This window comes from Neisseria sp. P0001.S005 (assembly GCF_051963715.1).
Genome location: NZ_JBQCTZ010000004.1, coordinates 1 through 20,286, shown reverse-complemented (window position 1 = coordinate 20,286; position 20,286 = coordinate 1). Strand labels below are relative to the sequence as shown.

Sequence of the window (20,286 nt, the reverse complement as noted above, 5' to 3'; positions counted from 1 at the left end):
TTTATATGAATATTATTATGGACTCAACAAGAAAATTTGGGATTTTATGGGAAAAAAACTCTGAATGTAATGGTTTTATTTATGGAAAAATTCAGATAATAATAGGAGAGAATATATATCCTAAGATATGCCCATGTAAGTATTTTACACTAAATACAGTTTTTAATAGTTTGAAATCATCCTTTGAAGAGAAGTATTATGCAGGTGGAAACAATGGTTTGGATTTTGGAGAGCAACTATTTGATATAGATAAATATAATTCTCTGGAATTATGTAATATATTTTCTATTGATACCACATATATGAGTGGAGGGAGTAATTGTGAAATAGATTGTTTAGTATTAGAGATGGGATATTCTGGTGAGGAAGAGAGACTTTTTTATAGTTTTGATAATGGGAAAAACTTTAAAGAAATCAGATATAAGAAAGGTACAGTTGAATCTGTTATTTTTCAATTGAATCTATAATATATTTTAGCAAACCATAGCCTTCACGAATTCTTCACGTTTTTTGCAGGCATCCGTAATCTGTGAAAAACATCAAACCGACCATTACCGGCAGATTCCCTTAGTGGCAGGAGTCGGGAATATCCGTATTCCGGCAAACGGCAATGTTGCAAAGGGGGATAGTAAGCCGTAGCCCATATGAAACCTAAACTCAATACGTAGGATGTGCGGAACGCACGCATGCGGTTTTCAAGATTTGAGCTAAGAGGCCGTCTGAAACAACAAATACGTTTCAGACGGCCTTTCTTTCAACAAGCCGCCACAGCAATCAGACAAAAGCAGCCCACCGCCACACCCATATCGGCAGCACGGCTAGCAAAATCATTATCCGAAGCGGTGTAGAGACAACTCTAAGACGACAAATTTTGAACGTCATAGCCTTTCGGGTATGACATTAAGGGCCGACATGATCAAACAGCGCGAAATCCATCTGGCCATACCCGCACAAACTAATAAGGAGCAAAGATTGCAGTTACAACGTGTGATAGAGTATGGCAAAAGTCAAAACATTACAGTCAAAATTACGGAGATTGAATAAATGACTTTTAATCAAGAACAAGATTATTGGGCTGGCTATAAGGCAAATGAAAGAGCCTTGATTATTCAAACATGGTCAGGATTTGGGCGATATGCTCCAGACCACCTATATCCCCCCCATATCCTGCCATTGGATACCGACAATGAAACTTTAGGCACGACGGTCTTGCAAGCGTTGGCAAACAGCAGGACTTTCGTTTATGACAGTCCAGAAGACCAAGATTTTTTTGATACCGAAAAAATTCGGCAACGCTATGAGGATTGGGTTGCCAACCTATGCGGGAACTTGGGCTATAAAACCAGACGCGCCCTATTTAAAAACATGATGAGCGGGGATATTTGGCTGCACAACGGTTGCCTGAAAATCAGCCCGAGCCGCCATGTCAAGCTGGAAGCGTGGGATGCCATTGATGCAGACGATGTTATTTTATCATTGGATAACAGCCCTGAAGAAATCGGAGCAGGTTTAAGGTTGGCATTGAGCCGCTGCCGATAATATTTGGCAAAATGTCGTCTGAAAGCTGGAAAAATGTTTCAGACGACCTTTTTATTAGACTCAAGCTCGCGTGCGTGCGTACCGCGCACACCTTCGCTGCAGATTTAATGTGGGCTACGACTTGCTGAAGATAAAGTTATTAAGGAATTTGTCAAATATGGAAAAAATTGAGAAATTTAAATCTGAATTATTAAATGCCATCTTTCAATATACTCAATGCATATCTATTTTTGTCTATAAGAAAAAGATATATTATTTGATTGATTATAAAGAAAATTTCATATTAAACATGAAATTAGATCTAGATTTGGATTTTAAAAACGGTAATATTACGTTAGAACAATATCAGGATGAAATGAATAGTTATTATTACCGAAACGGTATCTGGCAGTTAACTAAGGACAATTTTGAAAGCTATATTCAATCAGATTCAGTCATTGTATTAAAAAAAGATGAATTGAAGGAACTGATGTTTCAGGGGTTTACTTCTGATGAAGCGGTAAGGTTATATTCCGTTGTCGAGAACAAGCTGTCGTACAATGATCCTATCTCAGACTCTGGCCCGCAAAGTGATTTCTTAAAAATCAATCAGATTTCCTCGAGGCTGCCTTTGTTCTATATCAATTTTGATACGGAAGTGTATCTGCATATGGATTGGGACAGATGTCATGAAGATTATGTCTATGATGGCTGGTTTTCAAAGGCAATGGATTTTGGGTATTTAATACCGGACGAATTCTGTTACTGGAAAATTGAAGGACGAGATTATTGGAAATTTAGACAATTATAAATATAAGCAAGCCAAGCCATAGCTTGTATGAATTCAAAAGGCCGTCTGAAAACAGCAAAACCGTTTCAGACGACCTTTACTTACCTGTATAACAACACACATCCTGAGACCTTTGCAAAATTCCTTTTCCCCCAACAGCTGAACCCCAACACAGGTTTTTGGCTGTCAGTAAATAGGTGAAGAGAGGTATTTTGCAGGGTCTCAGCTATTATCAAATTTTATTATCTCTTCCTTATAGCTCATTTGACGATACTGTTTTAAAACGTATAGCTTATCTGGAAACCGCTTGCCCATTTCTTTGATTGGAAAAATTCGGGTTTTTTCAATGCGCGGCCGGTAAATATATCGTAATGTAGGTTTCCGCCAAGCTTCATTTGTCCGCGTATCCCCATTGCTGTACCAGCTAAAGTTTGCCCCAACAACCATTGAGCGGATTGTCCTGAAACATGTCCCACATCAGCCCCAAAATAAAGTTGATGGCCTGGTTTAAATTGCCAACTCAAATCGTTGCGCCAATACCAGCCTCGCTCAGCCGACAAACTCATTTCACCGTCGAAGCCACGCACAGTGTAGCGTCCGCCGATGGCTAGTTTGTCTTGCGATGTCAACGGGGTTTTGTTCCATTGTGCGTGAACAGATGTATCGTAGGCAAATAGCTGGTTACCGATTTGAAAAGGAATGTTTACATCAGCCGAAGCCGTCCAAATTTTCATACGTGACGAGCCTTCGTTAAAGGCTTCTTCGGGTGCGCGCAGAGCATCTTTCATGCCGGTACCGCGTTTATATTTCAACTTAAAATCTGCCGTACTGCGGCCGATATATTCTTTGTGGGAAAGTTCTGCCAACCAACCTGCAGTTTTACGCCTTTGTACAGTCAGTTCGGCATCATCAATATAGCTTTTTGTTTCCCTTGTCCACAGTTTTACACCAAGATACGTTTTGCGTTTGGCATCACGATACAACAGGCGGTTAAAACCGAAATCAGTATTATAACTTTTCCCATTATAATCATACACTTCCGACAATCCGGCAACTGCCTGATGGTAACGGTAGCCGTTATGATTGAATGCCCATGTCCATTTACCGAAAGGAACTGAATAATGTACTGCGTAATTGTTTGATCCGCCTTCTTTGCGATGGCCGTCAAAATTTTCCTCATTGGGCGTATCGCCAATTGAATGTCCATAATTTACATAAAACATATCACTCAGTCCAAAAGGATTGTCGGCAGAGAAAGTGATATTTCCTTGATATTTCCCCGTCGCTTTACTGCCTGAATTATCCACGCCTACACTTACACGGTAGGGCAGCAGACGTTGCCGCCATTGCACCACAACATCACTTTGGTTTGGTTCGTCCTCTACAGGAACGATTTGAATATCGACTTCTGCTGTTGGGAGCCGTTTGAGATTTTCCAACCCTTGTTCTAAATCACGCAGATTCAACAGATTGTCTGAGCGGGTGGGAAATTTGTTTTGGAATGCTGCAATGCGTTCAGCATGGGTTTGGGCATCATTAGATCTATCGATTCGTATGAAGCGCAGATAGCCCGGCATCAGTGTTAATTGAAGCTTGCCACTATTCAAATTTTGTGGCGCAGCCAAAATACGTGTCGTGGTATACCCCCTGCCGATCAAAGCATTTTGCGCCAAAGACATGATTTGATTGATATCGCCCGCATGCAAACACTTGCCGGGAACAAAATGTGTTTGGCGCAAAGCCTGATTGAGCGCAAATCGAAATTTAGCGGCTCCTTTACCTACCAATTCCACTTCAGAAATAGGAAAGCATGGGCTTGCTTCATCCGAATTTGCACTATCTGCCTGTGTTGCCATCTTCTCCCTACCTGTATCAGCATCATCTAAACGTACATCTTGTTCAGGCAACATCTGTTCACGCAGCTGCTTCTCCCGTTGACGCTGGAGAATATCCTGTTGTTGTGAAATGGCTTCGGGAGTGGGAGCGGCTGATGTTGGGACAGGAAAGGCAGCTATCAATGATAGGAATAATAGTGATAATGGAGGAAATATGGCTTGGGAGTAAACGAAGGATTTCATAGATTGGGCTAAGTAATGTAAATGGACAATTATAGCAATGAACAAAAAAAAGAGAAAAAGAGACCTTTTATTAGCTCTAGTAGATAAAAGCTCGGTTGGATGTTTATTCGTTTTCCATTGGGCGGTGGCATATGGCAATTTCGAATGAAGTGTTACGGCATATTTCATTTATCCGGTAAATTTCCTGCCATGCCTTATGCAATAAAATGTTCCGCACAATTGGGGTGGCTTTCAATATCCGGTATCGGTAAAAATAAATTTTTCGTCGGTTACACCAAATCCTCAAAAGCTCGTCTTCGTCATTAATCACAATATGCTTCAGAATCAACCCTTTTGAACCCACAGGAAGCAGGTAACGCGGATCAGGGTTATCAAAGTGCCGTCCTGATCCGTTAAAGTCATAAAGAATGTTTGGCTTCATCCCCGCAATATCATGGGTATCTCGTGGTTCAGAAATCTCCCCTTTCCATTCAAAGCACAATGTCGCTGATCGGTTTCCAAGCTCGTGTACCGGGACTTCGCCAAACGTACCCAAAAAATTCATCCCACCATCGTACTCCGTAATTTTAAATGGAGTATCAAACCTGCGGTTTGCTATCAACATATCAAACAAGCGATCAATGTGTTCACGCCTTAGTAAAAGCATTAGTTTTCCTTATGTGTTATTTTCCATCCCTGCCCACGTCAAACACCACTCAAAATCGACAAAGGCAGATATTTTGTCTAAATAGCTCCAGTTTAAGAGCTGTCAGCTACTAGATTGAATAGTACTAATTTTTCATAAATAAAAAAGCCCGCCGTAGGGGGCAAGAGAGAAATAGGCGTGGCAATTTTGCAGGCTGCCGAAGGTGCCGGAAAAGTTGCCTAAGTCTGTTTTTCTCTTGGGGGCGTGGGGACGTTTCTGCCGAACTTTGAGAGGCGGTAACGGGGCTGCGGCGGGCTTCTTTTTTTCAATTTGGCTTAGACAGATAAAGGTCATCTGAAACCGTGATTACAGACGACCTTTATATCTTAGTCATTATAATTAATCTGCTCTACCGTCCACCAAGTGTGAGGGTAATGCGCCTTAAAATCTTCAATTTCCCATTGAATTTCTTCATCATCAATACCTGTATCATAGATATATTTTTTGTTAGAACCTATAAAATGTGTTGCTCTTATACAACCTTTTCTAATGCTTGCTTCAATTTCAGAAACATTTTCCAACATTAATAGATTAATTAGGGCTTCGGTATCCAGCCTCGTTTCAGTAGGAATTTTACCTTTTAGGCATTCTGAAAACATTTTGTCATACGTTTCTCGTGGTAATAAGGCAAATGTTTCTGTCATTGTTCCAACACTGTAATCATGACAGGTGTCTTTCAGCAAATCATAGGTCAAATCTGAACTGCCTTTTAAAGCGGTTGCAAAAAGTTCAACACAATCGTCAGCCGTCAAACCGTAATTTAGTGCATCCATATGTCGCCACATCCGCATAAAAATTTCTCGGATTTCCTTCGGGCTTAATGTCGAAACCTCATTTAAAATACTGTCAACCTTATCCACTTTTTTCACATCTTGAATCATCACGCTTCTTCCTTTCCTTAAAACAAGACCAACTGTTCTTCCAAAGTCAACAAAGGGGCGGTAATCTTCGTTTCTCTATGGTGTTGCTGTGCTGCATCGAAAGCGGCTTTTTTGTCAGCGACGATTTCAGCTTTCATCTCGTCTTCAAATCCTCCACGCAACCAATGCACCGTCCGCCAAGCCGTATGAAATTCAGGTTTCAAACTGTCGCCATGTATAATTTTTGCGGGAATACCGTAAAAATGGCATTGCACAAAACACATCCACACACATAAAACATCAATATCTACCGCAACCGCTGCCATATGTAAGCTTGGAATTTTTCCGCTATCGGCGATATGTTCGGCGAAAGCAAGCAGATTCGCACCACTGCCACAACATGGCTCAAGTAAAGAAACAAATCTTTTATTCGTCAGCTTCTCCACCGTGTTGATTCCTGCCAGTCTTGCCATCACTCTTGATATAGACATTGGCGTAAAAAACTGTCCGTTACGCTCGTTCGACGCTCCCAAGTCCATATAAAGTTCGCCCAAAAAATCTTCGTAGTTTCCGACTTTCACCGCTCGAATACAGCCCGAAGCCAAAACGCCTAATAGCTCAGGAAAAATTTTAAAAGCCTCTTCTTTATATTGTCGGCGGATAACGTGGTATCGCTCTTCACGATTTTCCCAATCTTCATCCCGAATATAGCTGTTTAAAACGGCAATCGCTGCCAGCTCAACGAAATCACGAAAAACATCAGAGGGTTTGTATACAGCACCAAACGAATAAATACGTTTTTTCAGCTCTTTAACAGTGTTTTCCATCTTCTTGCTCCCTATGGTTTCAGACGGCCTTTACCGCCTGAAACCGTGTACCATTACCACCAACTGTCATAAAACACTGCTTGTCCCGTAGCTATCGCTAGACGGGCATTAGCAATAAAGTTTTTAGTTTCTGTAATGTCTTCGGGATATATCTCATCGTCTCCAAAGAAAAAGCCCGGCGTGTATTCCAATTTTTCTTCATTTAAATCAGATTCCAGACGGTCTAAATCTTCAAGTTCTAGCCGAACAGTGCAGCAATTAAAGACTTCAGCTTTTCCGCCTTTTTGACGATATAAGTTTTCCATCCAACCATGAAGATGGTTAAATTTTCGCCAGTAGGCAAAATGATTCAGTGCTGCTTCTTCGCGTTCATCTTCACTCACATTCACATCGGTTTGACGGTTGCCGACAAACTCGGCTTTCATGGTATAGCCATACATATCTAATCCCATCTGATAGTCCTTTCATAAATGTTCATTCATAAATAAACAACCATCGGGGGCATCTGCCGCCGTGTTGTGATGTCGTTAAAAATTTCAAAGCGCAAAAAGTCCAGACTGGCTTTGTGCGGCTTTCATCTTTGTCCGGCGCGCCTTCTGTGGCGTGGTGGAAAAGGTGGAAGCCGTGCAGAGACACTTGTCTTGGTCTGGACTTTTTGCGCTTTGAAATTCAGACATCAACCAACAACACGGCGGCAGATGCCCCCGATGGTTGTTCAAACCTTCAGCCGCTTTGCGGCGTTTCCGCCCTTTTGGGCGGAATCAGGGTGGTAAAACCACCCTGTTTTTGGCACTCGTTGCCTATCCTGCGTTGTAGTTAAAATTTATTGGTACTTAGCCAATATCCTTTTTTGAGAGAAGAAGTACGCGTGGAGAGGAGGTATTTGTTGTTTAATTGTTGTATATGTGTTGTTATTTGGTTGTTAATAGGTTGTATAGTTGTTGTAATAATGTTGTATATGTTGTTTTATTGTTGTAATAGGTTGTATTAATGTTGTAAAAATTCTTGTATATTTGTTGTTTGAATGTTGTATATATGTTGTTTTTAGTTGTTTATTGTTGTAATAGGTTGTATAAGTGTTGTATAAGTGTTGTATAAGTGTTGTATAGGTTGTAAAATAGGTTGTATAAATGTTGTTATGATGTTGTAAGAGGTGTGTATGAGTGATTTAGAAGATTTCATCAAATCGTATGAAAATAAATTGAGTTCAGGGAAACGATCCGTACTGGAGCCTTATAAAGATGAAATTTTAGAAATGAAGCAGCTTGGGTTTACTGAAAAACTGATATTGCAGTTTTTGGCTGAAAAGAAAAATGTAAGAGTAAGCCAACAGGCATTAAATCGATTCATCCGTTCCCGGCTTCAAAAAATGAATTTAGGAGCTGAAAAGAAGGTAGAAAAATCTCAAAATGATAATAAATTAACTAATTCAAAAAGCCCCGTTTCTGAACCTGAAAAGCAAAAAGAAACTTTGGCTCAATCTAATGCCGGAAAGAACAAATTTGATTGGCAAAAACCGATTAACCCAGACGAGTTCAAATGAAAAAGCCGTCTGAATTTTCAGACGGCCTCAAAGTCAACAAGTTGGTTTAGCGTTCGTAATGGTATCGGCAGGCATATACAGTTACCGTATCTTCATCTACCGAATAAACCAAACGGTGTTCCCGATCAATCCTTCGCGACCATAAGCCCGATTTATGGTGACGAAGTGGTTCGGGTTTCCCGATTCCCTTCGGATGGTTGGCTTTAATATCTTCCAAAAGCAACTTAATCCGTTCAACCTTCCTAGCATCATGCTTTTTCCAATATGCCAAATCTTCGGCGGCATCAGCGGTAAAACGGTGCTTTCTCACAGATCAACCTCTACAAATTCCCCCTGTTCTGCCTGAGCCAGCGAGTGCTCCAAACGTGCAGCATTAGTAGGATTTCCGAACAGGTAAAGTGTCTCCATAATAGAGCTGTACTCTTCCTCAGACATCAAGACACAGTTCCCTCCGTTCCGGCGCGTAATATGTGTTACTACTTGGTCTTCACAAACTTTAGTCATAACTTGCGCCAAATCTTCACGGGCTGCGGTGTAGCTGATTACATAGTCCATTTTTTGTATCTCCATTAGGCAATATAATTTATTGTACAGTAACCCTGTACATATTTCTAACGATTTATCCACAAAACCTGTACATATCTCTCCCTCAAAAAGAGTCTATATCCTCTCAACCATCAATATCCATCTACATCCATTATAAATTGCACAAAAAACAGTCAGGCGTGAGCCTGTAATATTTTTTGATAGTGGTCTGTGAACGTGATCTTTGTATAAAGGCCGTCCTATACGGACAAAGTTCTATGTCCTCTAAAGCCAAAGTTCTTTGCTCATTATGTACAAACACAATATTTTCAGATACTTATTTTCAACATAAAAACCGATTTTTTAAATCTGATTGGGATAAAAAAGGGAAATGGAGCAGAAAAACAGCCGATCACATCTCTAATTTTTGAAGAGAACAGGAAAAAATCACTTTCAGACGGCCTAATTACCGGCAAAAAAACACAAAAAAAGCTGCCGGAGCAGCTTTGGGGCATGGCTGTGCCAACAGCCTGATGATTACTGTTTTTTCTTATAGTAATTTAGGAGATTTTGACGGTGAGGGTTGTCAGGATTCCGCTGTCCGTCTATATCAGGAGGATGAACGGATTGTTTGATTTGTACCTCATATTCTGCCAGCACCTTAAGGGCTTCTGCTTCGGGTGTCGGCTGTGAGCGGATAGGCGATCGGTCGGATGCGTAGAAGCCTGCCCAGCCGTTTAGAATGGCTTTTCGCATAGCAGCTTCCAAGTCGTAATTTTTATTTTTGAGGTCTTTGAGTTGATTGAGCAGGATCTTTTTCTGCTTCAGACTGACTGGCTTGCCTTTTTCGGCGCGCATTTTGAGGAAGTCATTCCAAAGGTCGAGATTGATCCATTTTTCAAGACGGAATTTGTCGATGTCGAGATGGTAACGGCTGTTGAATTGCGGCACTGGTTGGCCTTTGACAAGATAGCATAGCTCTAACAGACGCTCTTTATTGAGTTGCCAGTGCATCCTGCCGTGTACACCTGCACGTCGGCATTGGATAACGCCTTTGCCTGAAAGGAATTTTCTTGCCTTTTCATAGCCACGCCGTGTCAGTCCGAACTCATCGAACAGCTGGGAAGCGGTTTTATAAAACCAACCCTGACGTTTTGGTTCTTTATCGGCCACGTCGCTCCACCAAAACAGCCCTGACAATAATGTCGCTGCCTGAATATTGGAGCCGCACAAAAGCCCGAACTCGCGGTAAACCACGAAGTCCGTTGTTATGTGGTGGCGGATTTCGGCTGTGAGCATTGTTATTTGGTTTCAAAACGTTCTGGATAAAAAAGATGAACCTCCGTGAGTCCATCTTCTCTGAATAACTCAACCAGTTTTGCTGCCAAATCCCTATTCGGGATTTGTTTCGCTCTTTCAATTCTGGAAATATTCCCACTATCGCTGCCAACCAATTCGGCAACTTGTTCCAACGTCAGTTTTCGCCCTAGGCGAGCTAATTTTAAAGGTGAAGTCATAATCTGATTCCTACTAAAAACTTTTTTATTATGCGTTAAACGCAGAAAAATAACAAGGCTATTCTGCTTTCACAGCTTTGATGTATTTCACGCAGAATTAGAGAATGTAAGAATGGATATTGGACAAAACATTCGCGCTAGGCGAAAAGAATTAAAAATGACTCTTGAGCAATTAGCTCTTGAAATTGGTTCGGATACTGGTAACCTCTCAAGAATAGAAAGAGGTCAACAATCCTTGACTACTGAAAAGATAAGTGTAATTGCTAAAGCCTTAAACTGCTCCCCTGTTGACTTGATGTCATCTCATATAGCAAAGGATATTTCTCTTCCATCTGGCTATCATAGGATTCCTTTGTTAAATAAGCAGCAAATATTAGATTGGGATAAAATCCAAAGTCATGTTGAATTTTTAAAAATCGACGAGTGGTTGATAACTGAAGAAACAATTTCAGCACAATCTTTTTCATTTGAAATAAATGATTTAAGTATGAGTCCAGATTTTCAGGTAGGCGATAAGATTATCTTGGACCCAACTTTGCAAGCCGAAGCTGGAGACTTTGTTTTGGCCACAAGTAATGGTCAGGATATTTTTTTCAGAAAGTACCGTGCGCGTGGCATCGTTGATGGAAAAAAAGTTTTTGAGCTATATCCATTAAATGAAGATTTTGAAATTTTCCATTCTTCCCACTCTGACTTGAAAACGTTGGGGGTCATGGTTGAACATCGAAAATATAGAAGAAAATAATTACGCCTATCTCCAACCTGAATAATGATTTGCAAGGAGTTTCTGTAAATCCAAAGCTATTCTTGAATGAATCACTCTGTTATTTAGGAATAGTGGCAAATGTTCACAGATAATCTTCAACTGCCCAATAAAAAGGCCGTCTGAATTTTCAGACGGCCTTTTTATTTTCATCAAAATGCAAATTTGCACTTGACGCAGAAAATAATCTGCTTATAATACAGATATATTCTGCAAATAACGCAGAAAGATCTTTAAATATTTGGAACGAAGCAACCGGCCTTCGGAGATGTTTTGGCCTGAAAAGACTGAAACATCATGCGTAAAAAAGGTGATCGAGCCTTTGGGTAAATCGGACAAACGGTTGCAGGCATCATCCGACCTGCCAAAAAAAATGCCGCGCATCCGGGTTGCCCAGTGGGGTCCGGTAACAGGCGGCAAGTTGGACGTATTTCTTAATCGGGACGTATTCCCGATGCAGCAGCGATAATCTGCGGACAAGCTGCAAAATACATTTTGATTTTTATATTCCCTGCCGTGAGCGGGTATTTATCGGAAAAGTCCGATAGGGCAAATGCCCAAATGTTCAGACGGCGCTACCCGTCTTTAAACATGTATCCAAATCCAAGCCCGCTTGTGCAAGAAGCGGGTTTCCGTTTGGGTTCATCTGAAATAATCAGACAAATTATTATAGTTCAAAGGTGTCATTATGATGAATATGATAAAGGCTAAGATTAAAGAACTGCAAAACAAGGCAGCAAAAATCAGTGAACATTTTGAAAACCAATCGTCAGTTTATGTGCGTTCGGGACAGGATATTTTTGAGGCGAACCGTGAGAATCACGATGACGCATTCCTCGCATCGCGCGTCGCAAATGAATACTGGTGGAAATTCGAGTGGTTTCTAAATGACAGTGATCTTTGGAAAGATAGCGATTTTGACGATATTGAAGAGATTGCGGAGGAATTTGAGGGTAGGTTTGCGGGATTTTTTCGGGAGAGTTGAAAACAAGGTTGTCTGAAAACGTGCTTTAGACAACCTTTTCTACCGCCTTAGTTCACATTTGGAGATGAATGATAAGTGGACTGCTGCAATAAAATCAGACTGTCTATAATTTTAACATGGGCGTTGTTGCATTCATTCTATATATTCCGAGGCTGGAAAGAGTACGATAGGCAATCGGCTCTGACAACGATAGCCATCGGCTTTCAGGTGTGGATTATATCGGAAATGATTATTTGGTTATCCTTGGATGTCGGCTCATGCCACGGTTGCTCCTCATGGTTTAGGTGATGGATATTCCTGCATCTCTACTTTGAGTGGATAGCTAAGTATGAATCGGTAACACGTTGTATCATCTTTTCGTATGGCAATACTACCTTGACTTGTTTTGCAGTCGGAATAGCTGTACGCATCCAACATGAGTGGCCAGCGATCATACTCGGTAGCTTTATCATATGCTTTGATAATAAGCCCCCACATCATTAAGAGTGTTATTGCATAGATACCTTTTTTAAAAGATTTAAATAACGGGGCATTTCTACCCTCTATCATGAGTTTGAGTATATGCCACAAGATTGGAAGTGTTAAAAACGTAATAGCAGTGATGATAGTCCATACAGAAATTGAATAGTTAAGATATTCGGGATAGATCCCATATTTGTGATTGAAATGATGGATCGAAAATATTTTGGCAATAAATAATGCAAGTGCTGAAGAAACAAATAGTTTCCACGTCCATTTGAATTTTATTGAGATTTCACTATGGTTTTCCCATAGCTGCCAAGCGGAAAATATCACGCATAAAAAAATAAATAGAGGCAGACTTTTTATCAAAAGCGAGCCATAAACAACACTGATAGTAATATTTTCAAATAACTCTTTTTGTTTGTTTTTCATGGGCATTTCTTGTTTCGTGTAAAGAGAAGATGTGGTAATCCAATCTTAACACGGGTAGAGAAATGCCCGCCTATTCTCAAGGTCGTCTGAAAATGGTTTCAGACGACCTTCACTTCATCTAAAAGCGAAAGGAAGTAACATGAAAAAAATCCGCAAGCCCGTTAAGCAAATCATTATTGGTACTTATCATAGTATGAGAGCCGCATCTAAACAGGTTGATCTGTTGATGAGGGGTAATGGTGATTTGTGTGTGAATATCGTTCAGGATGGATGTAAGTTCCAAGTTCGCACAGTTGTTTGGCAATGAAAAAGCCGCTTTCATTCAAAAGCGGCTTTTAAGTTGAGATGGATGATCTCGTAGGGGTACGCAGATTATCCTTTTTTTCGTCTTTTATTTCAATATGGAAAAGGTGTGTGTATGAAAAAATCTTTGGGTTTGTTAATTGCGGCGTTACTGGGAGCAGCGCCGGCGACTTATGCTGACGATGTGCTTACAGGCGATACGCGCTTGGCGTGTGAGGCAATTTTATGTCTGTCATCAGGTGATCGTCCAAGCGAATGTGCGTCTTCTATTAGACGATATTTTTCGATTCGCCACAAAAAATTGGGCGATACCATCAAGGCGCGTCGTAACTTTTTAAAAATGTGTCCAAGTAGTTCGGAAAGTGCCGAAATGTCGGGTTTGGTTGATGCAATTGCAAATGGAGCTGGCCGGTGTGACGCTCAAGAGTTGAACCGTATGATGCGTTATTCAAGGTTTGAGAAGGTATGCGAACAAAAAAACAAATATCGCTTTGGCCGACAATATACGTTTGATGAAAATTGCCAGACGGTTAAAAAGTTTTACGTCAGACCTGATAAACCGGAATACTGCAAGGCTTATTACGACCACGGATGGACGACTGCGGGCGATAAAGTTCGATATGTCGGCGAAGAGAAGAATGGTGGTCGCTGGGTAGATATTCGTTAAATCTTCACTCCTGCTCTACATAGGCATAAATGTTTAGCAGCTTCGGCAGCCCTGCTTATAGGGCTGCTTTTTTTACAAACACAAACTTGTTCAGGGACGAGCAGGTTTCTTTTTGTAAAAAATCATTTGAACAAACGAAAGGTTATGCCATGAAAGAAGTCCATTTTATTGCACAAGGTAAAGGCGGCGTTGGTAAATCAACGATTGCAAGTTTTTTAGGTGACTACCTCAAAGCAAAAGCCAGTGGAGAGCAACTGCATTGCTTTGATACTGATCCCGTAAATCCTTCTTTTAGCCGTTTCTCGGCGTTAAATCCTGAAGTAATCGATATTTTAAATGACAGTAATAATATTGATTCCCGCTATTTTGATGGATTGATTGAGAAGCTGGTAAACGAGGAAGGTATTGCTGTCATTGACAACGGGGCTGCTACTTTTGTGCCATTGATGTCTTATATGGCAGAAAACGAAGTACCGTCCTTCTTGGCCGAAAACGGTATCCGCATGATTATTCATGTACCACTTGTAGGTGGACAGGCTCTTGATGACTGTATTACAGGTTTGGTGCAAACGTTAAATGCTTTACAGGCTGAAGTGGTTATTTGGCTTAACGACTTTCAAGGTGTGGTAACTAAAGATAAACCGTTTGAAGAATTTGGTGTTTATAAGCAATACAAGGATCGTATTATCGGTGTGGTACATATTTCACATCGCAACCCTGATACGTTTGGTGCAGATATAAAGGAAATGACAACCAAAAACCTGATTTTAACTGAAGCACAAAATTCAGGTGAATTTGGCTTGATGCCTCGCCAACGTCTGCGTACGGTACAGCGTGAGTTGTATGAACAACTGGATCAAATAGAGTTTTTGGCTACTCAACGCCAACCGGAAAAATCAGAGGCATGATATGGGAAAAGCAGAAGTAGATGCCATTATTGCCGACGTGTTCCGGGTTTCAGGTATCAAACTTACAGCAGACGACCCGGTTATTGCTATTCTGTTGGTACAGGAAAGCCGGCTGAAAGCCTTGTTTGAAGAACAACGTAACCGTACTTGTGAGGATTTTGACGGAATTACTGCTGAAATCGAAGAACCGTTGAAAACGGCAGTTCAAATTGCTGAAGATTTGAAGACTTATCGTGAACAGATTATGGCAGATCTTCTAGCAGGGTATGGTAAAGAGCTAGCTGAAAGTGAAGGCAAGATGTACGCCTCAATCCAAGCCAAAATTGACAAACAAATGAAGGGATACCTTGACGAAGTAACAACGAAGATAAACCGGTCATGGTTAGTTGCGGCACTGATTTTCTTCTGTTCCATACTTGTTCTGAAATTTGTTTAGGGAACTTTATGCTGATAGAGAAGAGTGTAGAAGTTGTTACCGTAAAAGTAAGCGCCCTGTTTAATCCAAAGGATGATCAGTTTCCTCACTTCCGTCTCGTTCCACTCGAAGCAGACAGGCAGGGTTATCTCTGCCTGCTGTTTTATATCGACCGAAACAACTTTTTAGTATTGGAATCCCGTATCAAGCGATATGCGTCAGTTAGACGGCTGTCGCTACTACAGGAAAACGCGCCCTACACGGTTTATGAAATATCGAGGTAATCCATGAAGACATATGACGTGAAAGAAGCGGCTCAATACTGCAAATGCCATCCCGAAACTATACGGGAGCATATCCGCTCCGGCCGTTTGGCAGCCTCCATGCCCGGACGGAAATATTGTATCACGCAGCCCGCACTTGACGCATTTATAAACGAACTGGAAAATGCGCGGATGCTGGCTTCACTCGAAAGTAGGAGTGAACAAAAATGCCGATCTATAAACGCGAAAACGGCGTCTATTACATTGACATCACAACGCAAAGCGGTCAAAGAATTAGACAATCTTCTCGCACCAAAGACAAAAATGAAGCCCAAAGGCTGCATGACAAACTGAAACATGAATTGTGGCAGCAGGAACATTTCAACGAAAAACCGAAACGACTGTGGGATGAAGCGGCAGTCCGGTGGATTGAAGAGATGGGGGACAAGAAAAGCATAAGGGATGACATAAGCCGTTTGCGCTGTCTAGTTCATTTCAGAGGTATCTTCTTGCACCATATGAGCCGTGATTTCATCATGCAGACTATTAACCGCATGACTTGTTCGGACAGTACCAAAAATCGCTATCTTGCCTTAATCCGATCGATTTTGAATAAGGCGGAAAAAGAATGGGGCTGGCTGGACAATGTGCCGAAGTTGAAACTGTATCGTGAAGCCAAACGCCGTATCCGTTGGCTGAAGCATGAAGAAGCCCAAAGGCTGATTGATGCCCTGCCGGAGTATTTAGCTGATATGGCAGTGTTCAGTTTGGCGACAGGCTTGCGGCAACGCAATGTACTGGGGCTGAAGTGGTCGCATATCAATCTAAGTCGCAAGACGGCATGGATTGAGGCAGACGAAGCCAAAGCAGGACGCGCTATCGGCGTTGCCCTGAATCAGACGGCACTCGGTATATTGGAAAAACGGATGGGCAAACATCCATCTTTTGTTTTTACTCTACCAAACGGTAAACCCGTGAAAAGCATCAGTTCGCGTGTTTGGAAAAACGCATTGTCTCAGGCAGGCATTGTTGATTTCAGATGGCACGATCTTAGGCATACATGGGCAAGTTGGTTGGTACAAGCCGGAGTTCCGCTCGCCGCTTTGCAGGAAATGGGTGGTTGGGAAAATGTCGGGATGGTTCAGAAGTATGCCCATCTAGCCCCCGAACATTTGCACGGACACGCGGCTATATTGGACAGTGTCGGTCTTGGCTTCGACACAAAACAGGCACACCCCAATATAGGCGGTAGCTAAGAAAAAAGCCTAAACAATTGTTTAGGCTTAGGAAAAGTGGTGGGTCGTGAGCGATTCGAACGCTCGACCAACGGATTAAAAGTCCGCTGCTCTACCGACTGAGCTAACGACCCGATAAGCTGTGCATTATAGAGACGGGTCACACAGCTGTCAACACCTTTTTTAAACTTTTTTATTCGACGACGATTTTCGGGAAGCGGCTGCTGAAGTCTTTGCCTTTATCGGCAATGGCCAGTGCAATTTGGAATGCGGCTTCGGTGTAGATGTCGGCGATGGTTTGGTTGTTTTCAAACAAGGCCGAAGATGTGCCGTTGTCCATGGCTTCGCGTACAGGCAGGCTTAATGGAAGTTGGCCAAGCAACGGTACGTTCAAACGCTCTGCCAGGTTTTTGCCGCCTTCTGCGCCAAAGATTGCTTCGGCATGGCCGCAGTTGGTGCAAATATGGACAGACATGTTTTCCAAAACGCCCAAAATCGGAATATTGACTTTGTTGAACATATCCACGGCTTTGCGTGCATCAATCAGGGCGATGTCTTGCGGCGTGGTGACGACAACGGAGCCGGTTACGGGGATTTTTTGCGACAGGGTCAATTGAATATCGCCGGTACCGGGCGGCAGGTCGATGAAGAGATAATCGACATTGTCCCATTCGCTTTGGAACATCAGCTGTTGCAAGGCTTGGCTGACCATCGGGCCGCGCCAAACGACGGCTTGGTCAGTATCGACCAGAAAACCGATGGACATCACTTGAATGCCGCTTTCGGCTTCAACGGGAATCAGTTTTTTGTTTTGTTGGTCGGGTTTGCGGTCTTGTACGCCGAGCATGGTGGGCTGGCTTGGGCCGTACAGGTCGGCATCGAGTACGCCGACGCGCGCGCCCATTCTGGCCATTGCGGTGGCAAGGTTGGCAGTGGTCGTTGATTTGCCGACACCACCTTTGCCCGATGCAACGGCGATGATGTTTTTCACGCCTTTGATGGTTGCCACGCCGGGTTGGACTTTGTGCGTACCGATTTCGGTATCGATACTCAAATAGATATGCGTGTCGCCGGTATGTGCCATGACGGCTTCTTGGAGGGCGTTGGCAATGTCTGCGGCGATATGGGCAACTGGGAACGCGAATTTCAGGCCGATATGCAGGCCGTCTGAACGCTCTTCAAGGAGTGTAACGGCTTTTTCGCTGCCTAAGGTGCGCATTGTATGGGGAATCAATACGGCATCGAGTGCGGTTCGGATGGCTGGGATATTCATAATCTGCCTCTTGAATGTGGGAAATTGTTTATGTGCGCGATTTGTCGTGCGACAAATCTGCCGAATTATACCCTTGAACGCCATGCAAGGGATACGCCCGAAAAACTTCAGGCTGCCTGAAATATCGGGCAGCCTGAAAAAAGGGTCAACTGAAACGCGGCCTTATTCGCTCAAGAGCGCAATGTCGGCAACTGCGTTCATTTGTTCTGCCAAGCGGTTCAGCAGGTTCAAACGGTTTTGTTTCACGGCGGCATCTTCGGCCATTACCATCACGCCGTCGAAGAATGCGTCGACTTGCGGCTTGACGGAAGCCAGCTCGGACAAAGCAGTTTGGAAATTGCCTTCGGCAACTGCGGCGGAGATTTTCGGCTGTAAACCTTGCGCGGCGGCGTACAGGGCTTTTTCTTCGTCCTGTTGCAGCAGGCTTTCATCGACTTCACCCAACTCGGCATCGGCTTTTTTCAGCAGGTTTTGTACGCGTTTATTGGCTGCGGCCAATGCGGCGGCTTCGGGCAGCTGTTTGAACGCGGCAACGGCCTGCAGTTTGGCCACTACGTTGTCCAAACGGCGCGGCTGTTTCGCCAATACTGCGGCAACGATGTCTTGCGGATAATCGTTTTGCAACAACACGGCCAAACGCGCCTGCATGAAGTCGGCAGTTTCAGACGGCGTTTTCTCGTTGAGCAAACCTTGCGGGAAGCTGTTGAAGGCCGTCTGAATCAGTTCGTTTACGTCCAAACCGTACTGCATCAGCATACGCAAAATACCCAATGCGGAGCGGCGCAGGGCATATGGGTCTTTGTCGCCGGTCGGAATCAGACCGATACCCCAAATGCCGACCAAGGTTTCCAGTTTGTCGGCCAAAGCAACGGCGGTTGCCACTTTGCCGTTCGGCAGGTTGTCGCCGGCAAAGCGCGGTTGGTAGTGTTGCTCGATGGCTTCGGCGATTTCTTCGGTTTCTCCGTCCAAGCGGGCATAGTATTTGCCCATGGTGCCTTGCAATTCGGGGAACTCGCCGACCATTTCGGTTACCAAGTCGGCTTTGGCCAAACGTGCGGCGCGCTCGGCTGCGGCGGCATCCGCGCCCAATGCTTTGGCGATATGGGCGGCAATGCTTTGCAGACGCTCGATGCGCTCGGCTTGCGAACCGATTTTGTTGTGGTAAACCACGCTGGACAATTTCGGCAGGCGGCTTTCCAAAGTCGCTTTTTGGTCTTGTTTGTAGAAGAACTCGGCATCAGACAAACGCGCGCGCAATACGCGTTCGTTGCCTTGAATGATGTGTGACGGGTCTTCGGTTTGCAGGTTGGACACTAGCAGGAAGCGGTTCATCAGCTTGCCGTTTTGATCGAGCAACGGGAAGTATTTTTGGTTTTGCTGCATGGTCAGAATCAAGCATTCTTGCGGTACGGCGAGGAAGTGTTCTTCAAAACCGGCTTCCAATACCACAGGCCATTCGACCAATGCGGTCACTTCATCCAACAATGCTTCATCGGCGGCAACGGTCGCGTTCAGACGGCCTGCCTGCTCGTTCAAGGCCGTTTGAATGGCGGCTTTGCGTTCGGCAAACGATGCTTCCACTTTGCCTTGCTCGCGCATTTGTGCGGCGTAGCTGTCGGCATTTTCGATGGCGATTTCGCCGCTGGAGAGGAAGCGGTGACCCAAGGTTTTGTTGCCGCTTTGCAGGCCCAAAACGCTGACATTTACGATGTCGCCGCCGTGCAGCACGATCAGGCTGTGTACAGGGCGCACGAAGGTAAATGTGCTGCTGCCCCAACGCATGACTTTAGGAATCGGCAGTTTTTTCACTGCTGCATTGATGATGTCTTCCAAAAGCTCGCCCAGCGATTTGCCGGTTTGGACGTACTCGTAGGCGTACACGTCTTGCTTGCCGTCATTGATGATGGTCAGGTCTTCGATTTTCGCACCTGCACCGCGCGCAAAACCTTCCAAAGCCTTAGTCGGCGCACCGTCTTTCATAGCATTCGCCACGGCCGGGCCTTTTTTCACGATTTTTTGGTCGGCTTGAACGGCTTTCACGTTTTTGACTTGAACGGCCAAACGGCGCGGAGAAGCGTAGGCAGTGTATTCGGCTGCGCCGTCAATCAGTTGCGCCTTTTCCAAGCCTTCAGCAACAGAAGCGGCAAAATGGTTGCCCAGATTATTGAGGGCTTTTGGCGGGAGTTCTTCAGTGAGAAGTTCGATTAAAAGGGTTTGGGTTGTCATGTGCTTATCGT

Annotated in this window: 25 protein-coding genes and 1 tRNA gene; 13 read left to right on the top strand and 13 right to left on the bottom strand. The window is 43.5% G+C overall.

Translation table 11 applies throughout. The annotated features are described in order from the left end of the window. Positions 1-5 precede the first annotated feature (5 nt). The 4 genes from ACTHSP_RS01375 (at position 6) to ACTHSP_RS01360 (ending at position 2,329) form a co-directional block, all read left to right on the top strand. Positions 6-467 carry a hypothetical protein gene (locus tag ACTHSP_RS01375; RefSeq protein WP_049351615.1) on the top strand — a complete coding sequence of 154 codons (462 nt, stop codon included), beginning with the start codon at positions 6-8 and terminating at the stop codon, positions 465-467. Positions 468-894: 427 nt separating this feature from the next. Next, positions 895-1,044 carry a hypothetical protein gene (locus ACTHSP_RS01370; RefSeq protein ID WP_349267077.1) on the top strand — a complete coding sequence of 50 codons (150 nt, stop codon included), beginning with the start codon at positions 895-897 and terminating at the stop codon, positions 1,042-1,044. Beyond that, entirely contained in the window at positions 1,045-1,539 is a 495-nt protein-coding gene (locus tag ACTHSP_RS01365) for a contact-dependent growth inhibition system immunity protein (protein WP_049351614.1), read from the top strand. 157 nt (positions 1,540-1,696) lie between these two features. Then, complete coding sequence (locus ACTHSP_RS01360; protein ID WP_049351613.1) at positions 1,697-2,329, top strand: hypothetical protein; 633 nt, start codon at positions 1,697-1,699, stop codon at positions 2,327-2,329. Positions 2,330-2,586: 257 nt separating this feature from the next. On the opposite strand, the gene ACTHSP_RS01355 is transcribed toward ACTHSP_RS01360, so the two are convergent. The 5 genes from ACTHSP_RS01355 to ACTHSP_RS01335 all read right to left on the bottom strand — a co-directional run bounded on the left by ACTHSP_RS01355 (position 2,587) and on the right by ACTHSP_RS01335 (position 7,210). After that, positions 2,587-4,386, bottom strand: coding sequence for a ShlB/FhaC/HecB family hemolysin secretion/activation protein (locus ACTHSP_RS01355; protein ID WP_049351612.1), 1,800 nt, complete (start codon positions 4,384-4,386; stop codon positions 2,587-2,589). 103 nt (positions 4,387-4,489) lie between these two features. Next, positions 4,490-5,032 (bottom strand): hypothetical protein, encoded by a 543-nt coding sequence (locus tag ACTHSP_RS01350; protein ID WP_080974660.1) that lies wholly within the window; start codon positions 5,030-5,032, stop codon positions 4,490-4,492. A gap of 365 nt (positions 5,033-5,397) precedes the next feature. After that, on the bottom strand, positions 5,398-5,952 hold the full coding sequence (locus tag ACTHSP_RS01345; RefSeq protein WP_049351611.1) for a hypothetical protein: 555 nt from the start codon (positions 5,950-5,952) through the stop codon (positions 5,398-5,400). Between the two features lie 17 nt (positions 5,953-5,969). Beyond that, positions 5,970-6,758, bottom strand: a complete 789-nt coding sequence (locus ACTHSP_RS01340) for an N-6 DNA methylase (RefSeq protein WP_440345490.1) — start codon at positions 6,756-6,758, stop codon at positions 5,970-5,972. Between the two features lie 53 nt (positions 6,759-6,811). After that, complete coding sequence (locus ACTHSP_RS01335) at positions 6,812-7,210, bottom strand: phosphoglycerate kinase (protein WP_440345489.1); 399 nt, start codon at positions 7,208-7,210, stop codon at positions 6,812-6,814. A 707-nt stretch (positions 7,211-7,917) separates the two neighbouring features. On the opposite strand from ACTHSP_RS01335, the gene ACTHSP_RS01330 reads away from it, so the two are divergent. After that, on the top strand, positions 7,918-8,301 hold the full coding sequence (locus tag ACTHSP_RS01330; RefSeq protein ID WP_440345488.1) for a hypothetical protein: 384 nt from the start codon (positions 7,918-7,920) through the stop codon (positions 8,299-8,301). Positions 8,302-8,347: 46 nt separating this feature from the next. On the opposite strand, the gene ACTHSP_RS01325 is transcribed toward ACTHSP_RS01330, so the two are convergent. The 4 genes from ACTHSP_RS01325 to ACTHSP_RS01310 form a co-directional block, all read right to left on the bottom strand. Further along, positions 8,348-8,611, bottom strand: coding sequence for a Txe/YoeB family addiction module toxin (locus tag ACTHSP_RS01325; RefSeq protein WP_079453728.1), 264 nt, complete (start codon positions 8,609-8,611; stop codon positions 8,348-8,350). After that, the gene (locus tag ACTHSP_RS01320) at positions 8,608-8,856 is read right to left on the bottom strand and encodes a type II toxin-antitoxin system Phd/YefM family antitoxin (protein ID WP_223169026.1); all 249 of its coding nucleotides are present in this window, start codon (positions 8,854-8,856) and stop codon (positions 8,608-8,610) included. Before ACTHSP_RS01320 ends, ACTHSP_RS01325 begins: the two co-directional genes overlap by 4 nt. A 507-nt stretch (positions 8,857-9,363) precedes the next feature. Further along, positions 9,364-10,125: a hypothetical protein gene (locus ACTHSP_RS01315; RefSeq protein WP_440345487.1), complete on the bottom strand. Its 762-nt coding sequence runs from the start codon at positions 10,123-10,125 to the stop codon at positions 9,364-9,366. A 2-nt stretch (positions 10,126-10,127) separates the two neighbouring features. Next, positions 10,128-10,343 (bottom strand): helix-turn-helix transcriptional regulator, encoded by a 216-nt coding sequence (locus tag ACTHSP_RS01310; protein WP_049351607.1) that lies wholly within the window; start codon positions 10,341-10,343, stop codon positions 10,128-10,130. 112 nt (positions 10,344-10,455) lie between these two features. Here ACTHSP_RS01310 and ACTHSP_RS01305 point away from each other — a divergent pair, with 112 nt between their 5' ends. Then, positions 10,456-11,088 (top strand): helix-turn-helix domain-containing protein, encoded by a 633-nt coding sequence (locus ACTHSP_RS01305; RefSeq protein WP_440345486.1) that lies wholly within the window; start codon positions 10,456-10,458, stop codon positions 11,086-11,088. 706 nt (positions 11,089-11,794) lie between these two features. Further along, positions 11,795-12,091, top strand: coding sequence for a hypothetical protein (locus tag ACTHSP_RS01300; RefSeq protein ID WP_371464962.1), 297 nt, complete (start codon positions 11,795-11,797; stop codon positions 12,089-12,091). Positions 12,092-12,364: 273 nt separating this feature from the next. Here ACTHSP_RS01300 and ACTHSP_RS01295 read toward each other — a convergent pair whose 3' ends face one another. Then, a complete protein-coding gene (locus ACTHSP_RS01295; RefSeq protein WP_371464963.1) occupies positions 12,365-12,985 on the bottom strand; it encodes a hypothetical protein in 621 nt (206 codons plus the stop codon). A 139-nt stretch (positions 12,986-13,124) separates the two neighbouring features. Here ACTHSP_RS01295 and ACTHSP_RS01290 point away from each other — a divergent pair, with 139 nt between their 5' ends. The 6 genes from ACTHSP_RS01290 (at position 13,125) to ACTHSP_RS01265 (ending at position 16,797) form a co-directional block, all read left to right on the top strand. Then, positions 13,125-13,292: a hypothetical protein gene (locus ACTHSP_RS01290; protein ID WP_168167216.1), complete on the top strand. Its 168-nt coding sequence runs from the start codon at positions 13,125-13,127 to the stop codon at positions 13,290-13,292. 111 nt (positions 13,293-13,403) lie between these two features. Then, positions 13,404-13,955, top strand: a complete 552-nt coding sequence (locus ACTHSP_RS01285) for a TrbM/KikA/MpfK family conjugal transfer protein (protein ID WP_371464964.1) — start codon at positions 13,404-13,406, stop codon at positions 13,953-13,955. A 29-nt stretch (positions 13,956-13,984) separates the two neighbouring features. Next, positions 13,985-14,863 carry a conjugal transfer protein TraL gene (locus ACTHSP_RS01280; protein WP_371464965.1) on the top strand — a complete coding sequence of 293 codons (879 nt, stop codon included), beginning with the start codon at positions 13,985-13,987 and terminating at the stop codon, positions 14,861-14,863. Between the two features lies 1 nt (position 14,864). Beyond that, positions 14,865-15,299: a hypothetical protein gene (locus ACTHSP_RS01275; RefSeq protein WP_049351573.1), complete on the top strand. Its 435-nt coding sequence runs from the start codon at positions 14,865-14,867 to the stop codon at positions 15,297-15,299. 266 nt (positions 15,300-15,565) lie between these two features. Next, a complete protein-coding gene (locus ACTHSP_RS01270) occupies positions 15,566-15,895 on the top strand; it encodes an excisionase family DNA-binding protein (protein ID WP_080974654.1) in 330 nt (109 codons plus the stop codon). Next, entirely contained in the window at positions 15,805-16,797 is a 993-nt protein-coding gene (locus ACTHSP_RS01265; RefSeq protein ID WP_318250515.1) for a site-specific integrase, read from the top strand. Before ACTHSP_RS01270 ends, ACTHSP_RS01265 begins: the two co-directional genes overlap by 91 nt. A gap of 37 nt (positions 16,798-16,834) precedes the next feature. Here ACTHSP_RS01265 and ACTHSP_RS01260 read toward each other — a convergent pair. The 3 genes from ACTHSP_RS01260 to glyS all read right to left on the bottom strand — a co-directional run bounded on the left by ACTHSP_RS01260 (position 16,835) and on the right by glyS (position 20,275). Further along, positions 16,835-16,910: transfer RNA gene (locus ACTHSP_RS01260), tRNA-Lys, on the bottom strand. A 59-nt stretch (positions 16,911-16,969) separates the two neighbouring features. After that, a complete protein-coding gene (gene apbC / locus ACTHSP_RS01255) occupies positions 16,970-18,049 on the bottom strand; it encodes an iron-sulfur cluster carrier protein ApbC (protein WP_440345485.1) in 1,080 nt (359 codons plus the stop codon). Between the two features lie 162 nt (positions 18,050-18,211). Beyond that, a complete protein-coding gene (glyS, locus tag ACTHSP_RS01250; RefSeq protein WP_440345497.1) occupies positions 18,212-20,275 on the bottom strand; it encodes a glycine--tRNA ligase subunit beta in 2,064 nt (687 codons plus the stop codon). Positions 20,276-20,286: the final 11 nt, after the last annotated feature.

Excerpts from the sequence above, each read along its gene's own strand:
- ACTHSP_RS01375 (WP_049351615.1), top strand. The coding sequence starts at position 6 with ATGAATATTATTATGGACTCAACAAGAAAATTTGGGATTTTATGGGAA.
- ACTHSP_RS01370 (WP_349267077.1), top strand. The coding sequence starts at position 895 with ATGACATTAAGGGCCGACATGATCAAACAGCGCGAAATCCATCTGGCC.
- ACTHSP_RS01365 (WP_049351614.1), top strand. The coding sequence starts at position 1,045 with ATGACTTTTAATCAAGAACAAGATTATTGGGCTGGCTATAAGGCAAAT.
- ACTHSP_RS01360 (WP_049351613.1), top strand. The coding sequence starts at position 1,697 with ATGGAAAAAATTGAGAAATTTAAATCTGAATTATTAAATGCCATCTTT.
- ACTHSP_RS01355 (WP_049351612.1), bottom strand. The coding sequence starts at position 4,386 with ATGAAATCCTTCGTTTACTCCCAAGCCATATTTCCTCCATTATCACTA.
- ACTHSP_RS01350 (WP_080974660.1), bottom strand. The coding sequence starts at position 5,032 with ATGCTTTTACTAAGGCGTGAACACATTGATCGCTTGTTTGATATGTTG.
- ACTHSP_RS01345 (WP_049351611.1), bottom strand. The coding sequence starts at position 5,952 with ATGATTCAAGATGTGAAAAAAGTGGATAAGGTTGACAGTATTTTAAAT.
- ACTHSP_RS01340 (WP_440345490.1), bottom strand. The coding sequence starts at position 6,758 with ATGGAAAACACTGTTAAAGAGCTGAAAAAACGTATTTATTCGTTTGGT.
- ACTHSP_RS01335 (WP_440345489.1), bottom strand. The coding sequence starts at position 7,210 with ATGGGATTAGATATGTATGGCTATACCATGAAAGCCGAGTTTGTCGGC.
- ACTHSP_RS01330 (WP_440345488.1), top strand. The coding sequence starts at position 7,918 with ATGAGTGATTTAGAAGATTTCATCAAATCGTATGAAAATAAATTGAGT.
- ACTHSP_RS01320 (WP_223169026.1), bottom strand. The coding sequence starts at position 8,856 with ATGGACTATGTAATCAGCTACACCGCAGCCCGTGAAGATTTGGCGCAA.
- ACTHSP_RS01315 (WP_440345487.1), bottom strand. The coding sequence starts at position 10,125 with ATGCTCACAGCCGAAATCCGCCACCACATAACAACGGACTTCGTGGTT.
- ACTHSP_RS01310 (WP_049351607.1), bottom strand. The coding sequence starts at position 10,343 with ATGACTTCACCTTTAAAATTAGCTCGCCTAGGGCGAAAACTGACGTTG.
- ACTHSP_RS01305 (WP_440345486.1), top strand. The coding sequence starts at position 10,456 with ATGGATATTGGACAAAACATTCGCGCTAGGCGAAAAGAATTAAAAATG.
- ACTHSP_RS01300 (WP_371464962.1), top strand. The coding sequence starts at position 11,795 with ATGATGAATATGATAAAGGCTAAGATTAAAGAACTGCAAAACAAGGCA.
- ACTHSP_RS01295 (WP_371464963.1), bottom strand. The coding sequence starts at position 12,985 with ATGAAAAACAAACAAAAAGAGTTATTTGAAAATATTACTATCAGTGTT.
- ACTHSP_RS01290 (WP_168167216.1), top strand. The coding sequence starts at position 13,125 with ATGAAAAAAATCCGCAAGCCCGTTAAGCAAATCATTATTGGTACTTAT.
- ACTHSP_RS01285 (WP_371464964.1), top strand. The coding sequence starts at position 13,404 with ATGAAAAAATCTTTGGGTTTGTTAATTGCGGCGTTACTGGGAGCAGCG.
- ACTHSP_RS01280 (WP_371464965.1), top strand. The coding sequence starts at position 13,985 with ATGTTTAGCAGCTTCGGCAGCCCTGCTTATAGGGCTGCTTTTTTTACA.
- ACTHSP_RS01275 (WP_049351573.1), top strand. The coding sequence starts at position 14,865 with ATGGGAAAAGCAGAAGTAGATGCCATTATTGCCGACGTGTTCCGGGTT.
- ACTHSP_RS01270 (WP_080974654.1), top strand. The coding sequence starts at position 15,566 with ATGAAGACATATGACGTGAAAGAAGCGGCTCAATACTGCAAATGCCAT.
- apbC (WP_440345485.1), bottom strand. The coding sequence starts at position 18,049 with ATGAATATCCCAGCCATCCGAACCGCACTCGATGCCGTATTGATTCCC.
- glyS (WP_440345497.1), bottom strand. The coding sequence starts at position 20,275 with ATGACAACCCAAACCCTTTTAATCGAACTTCTCACTGAAGAACTCCCG.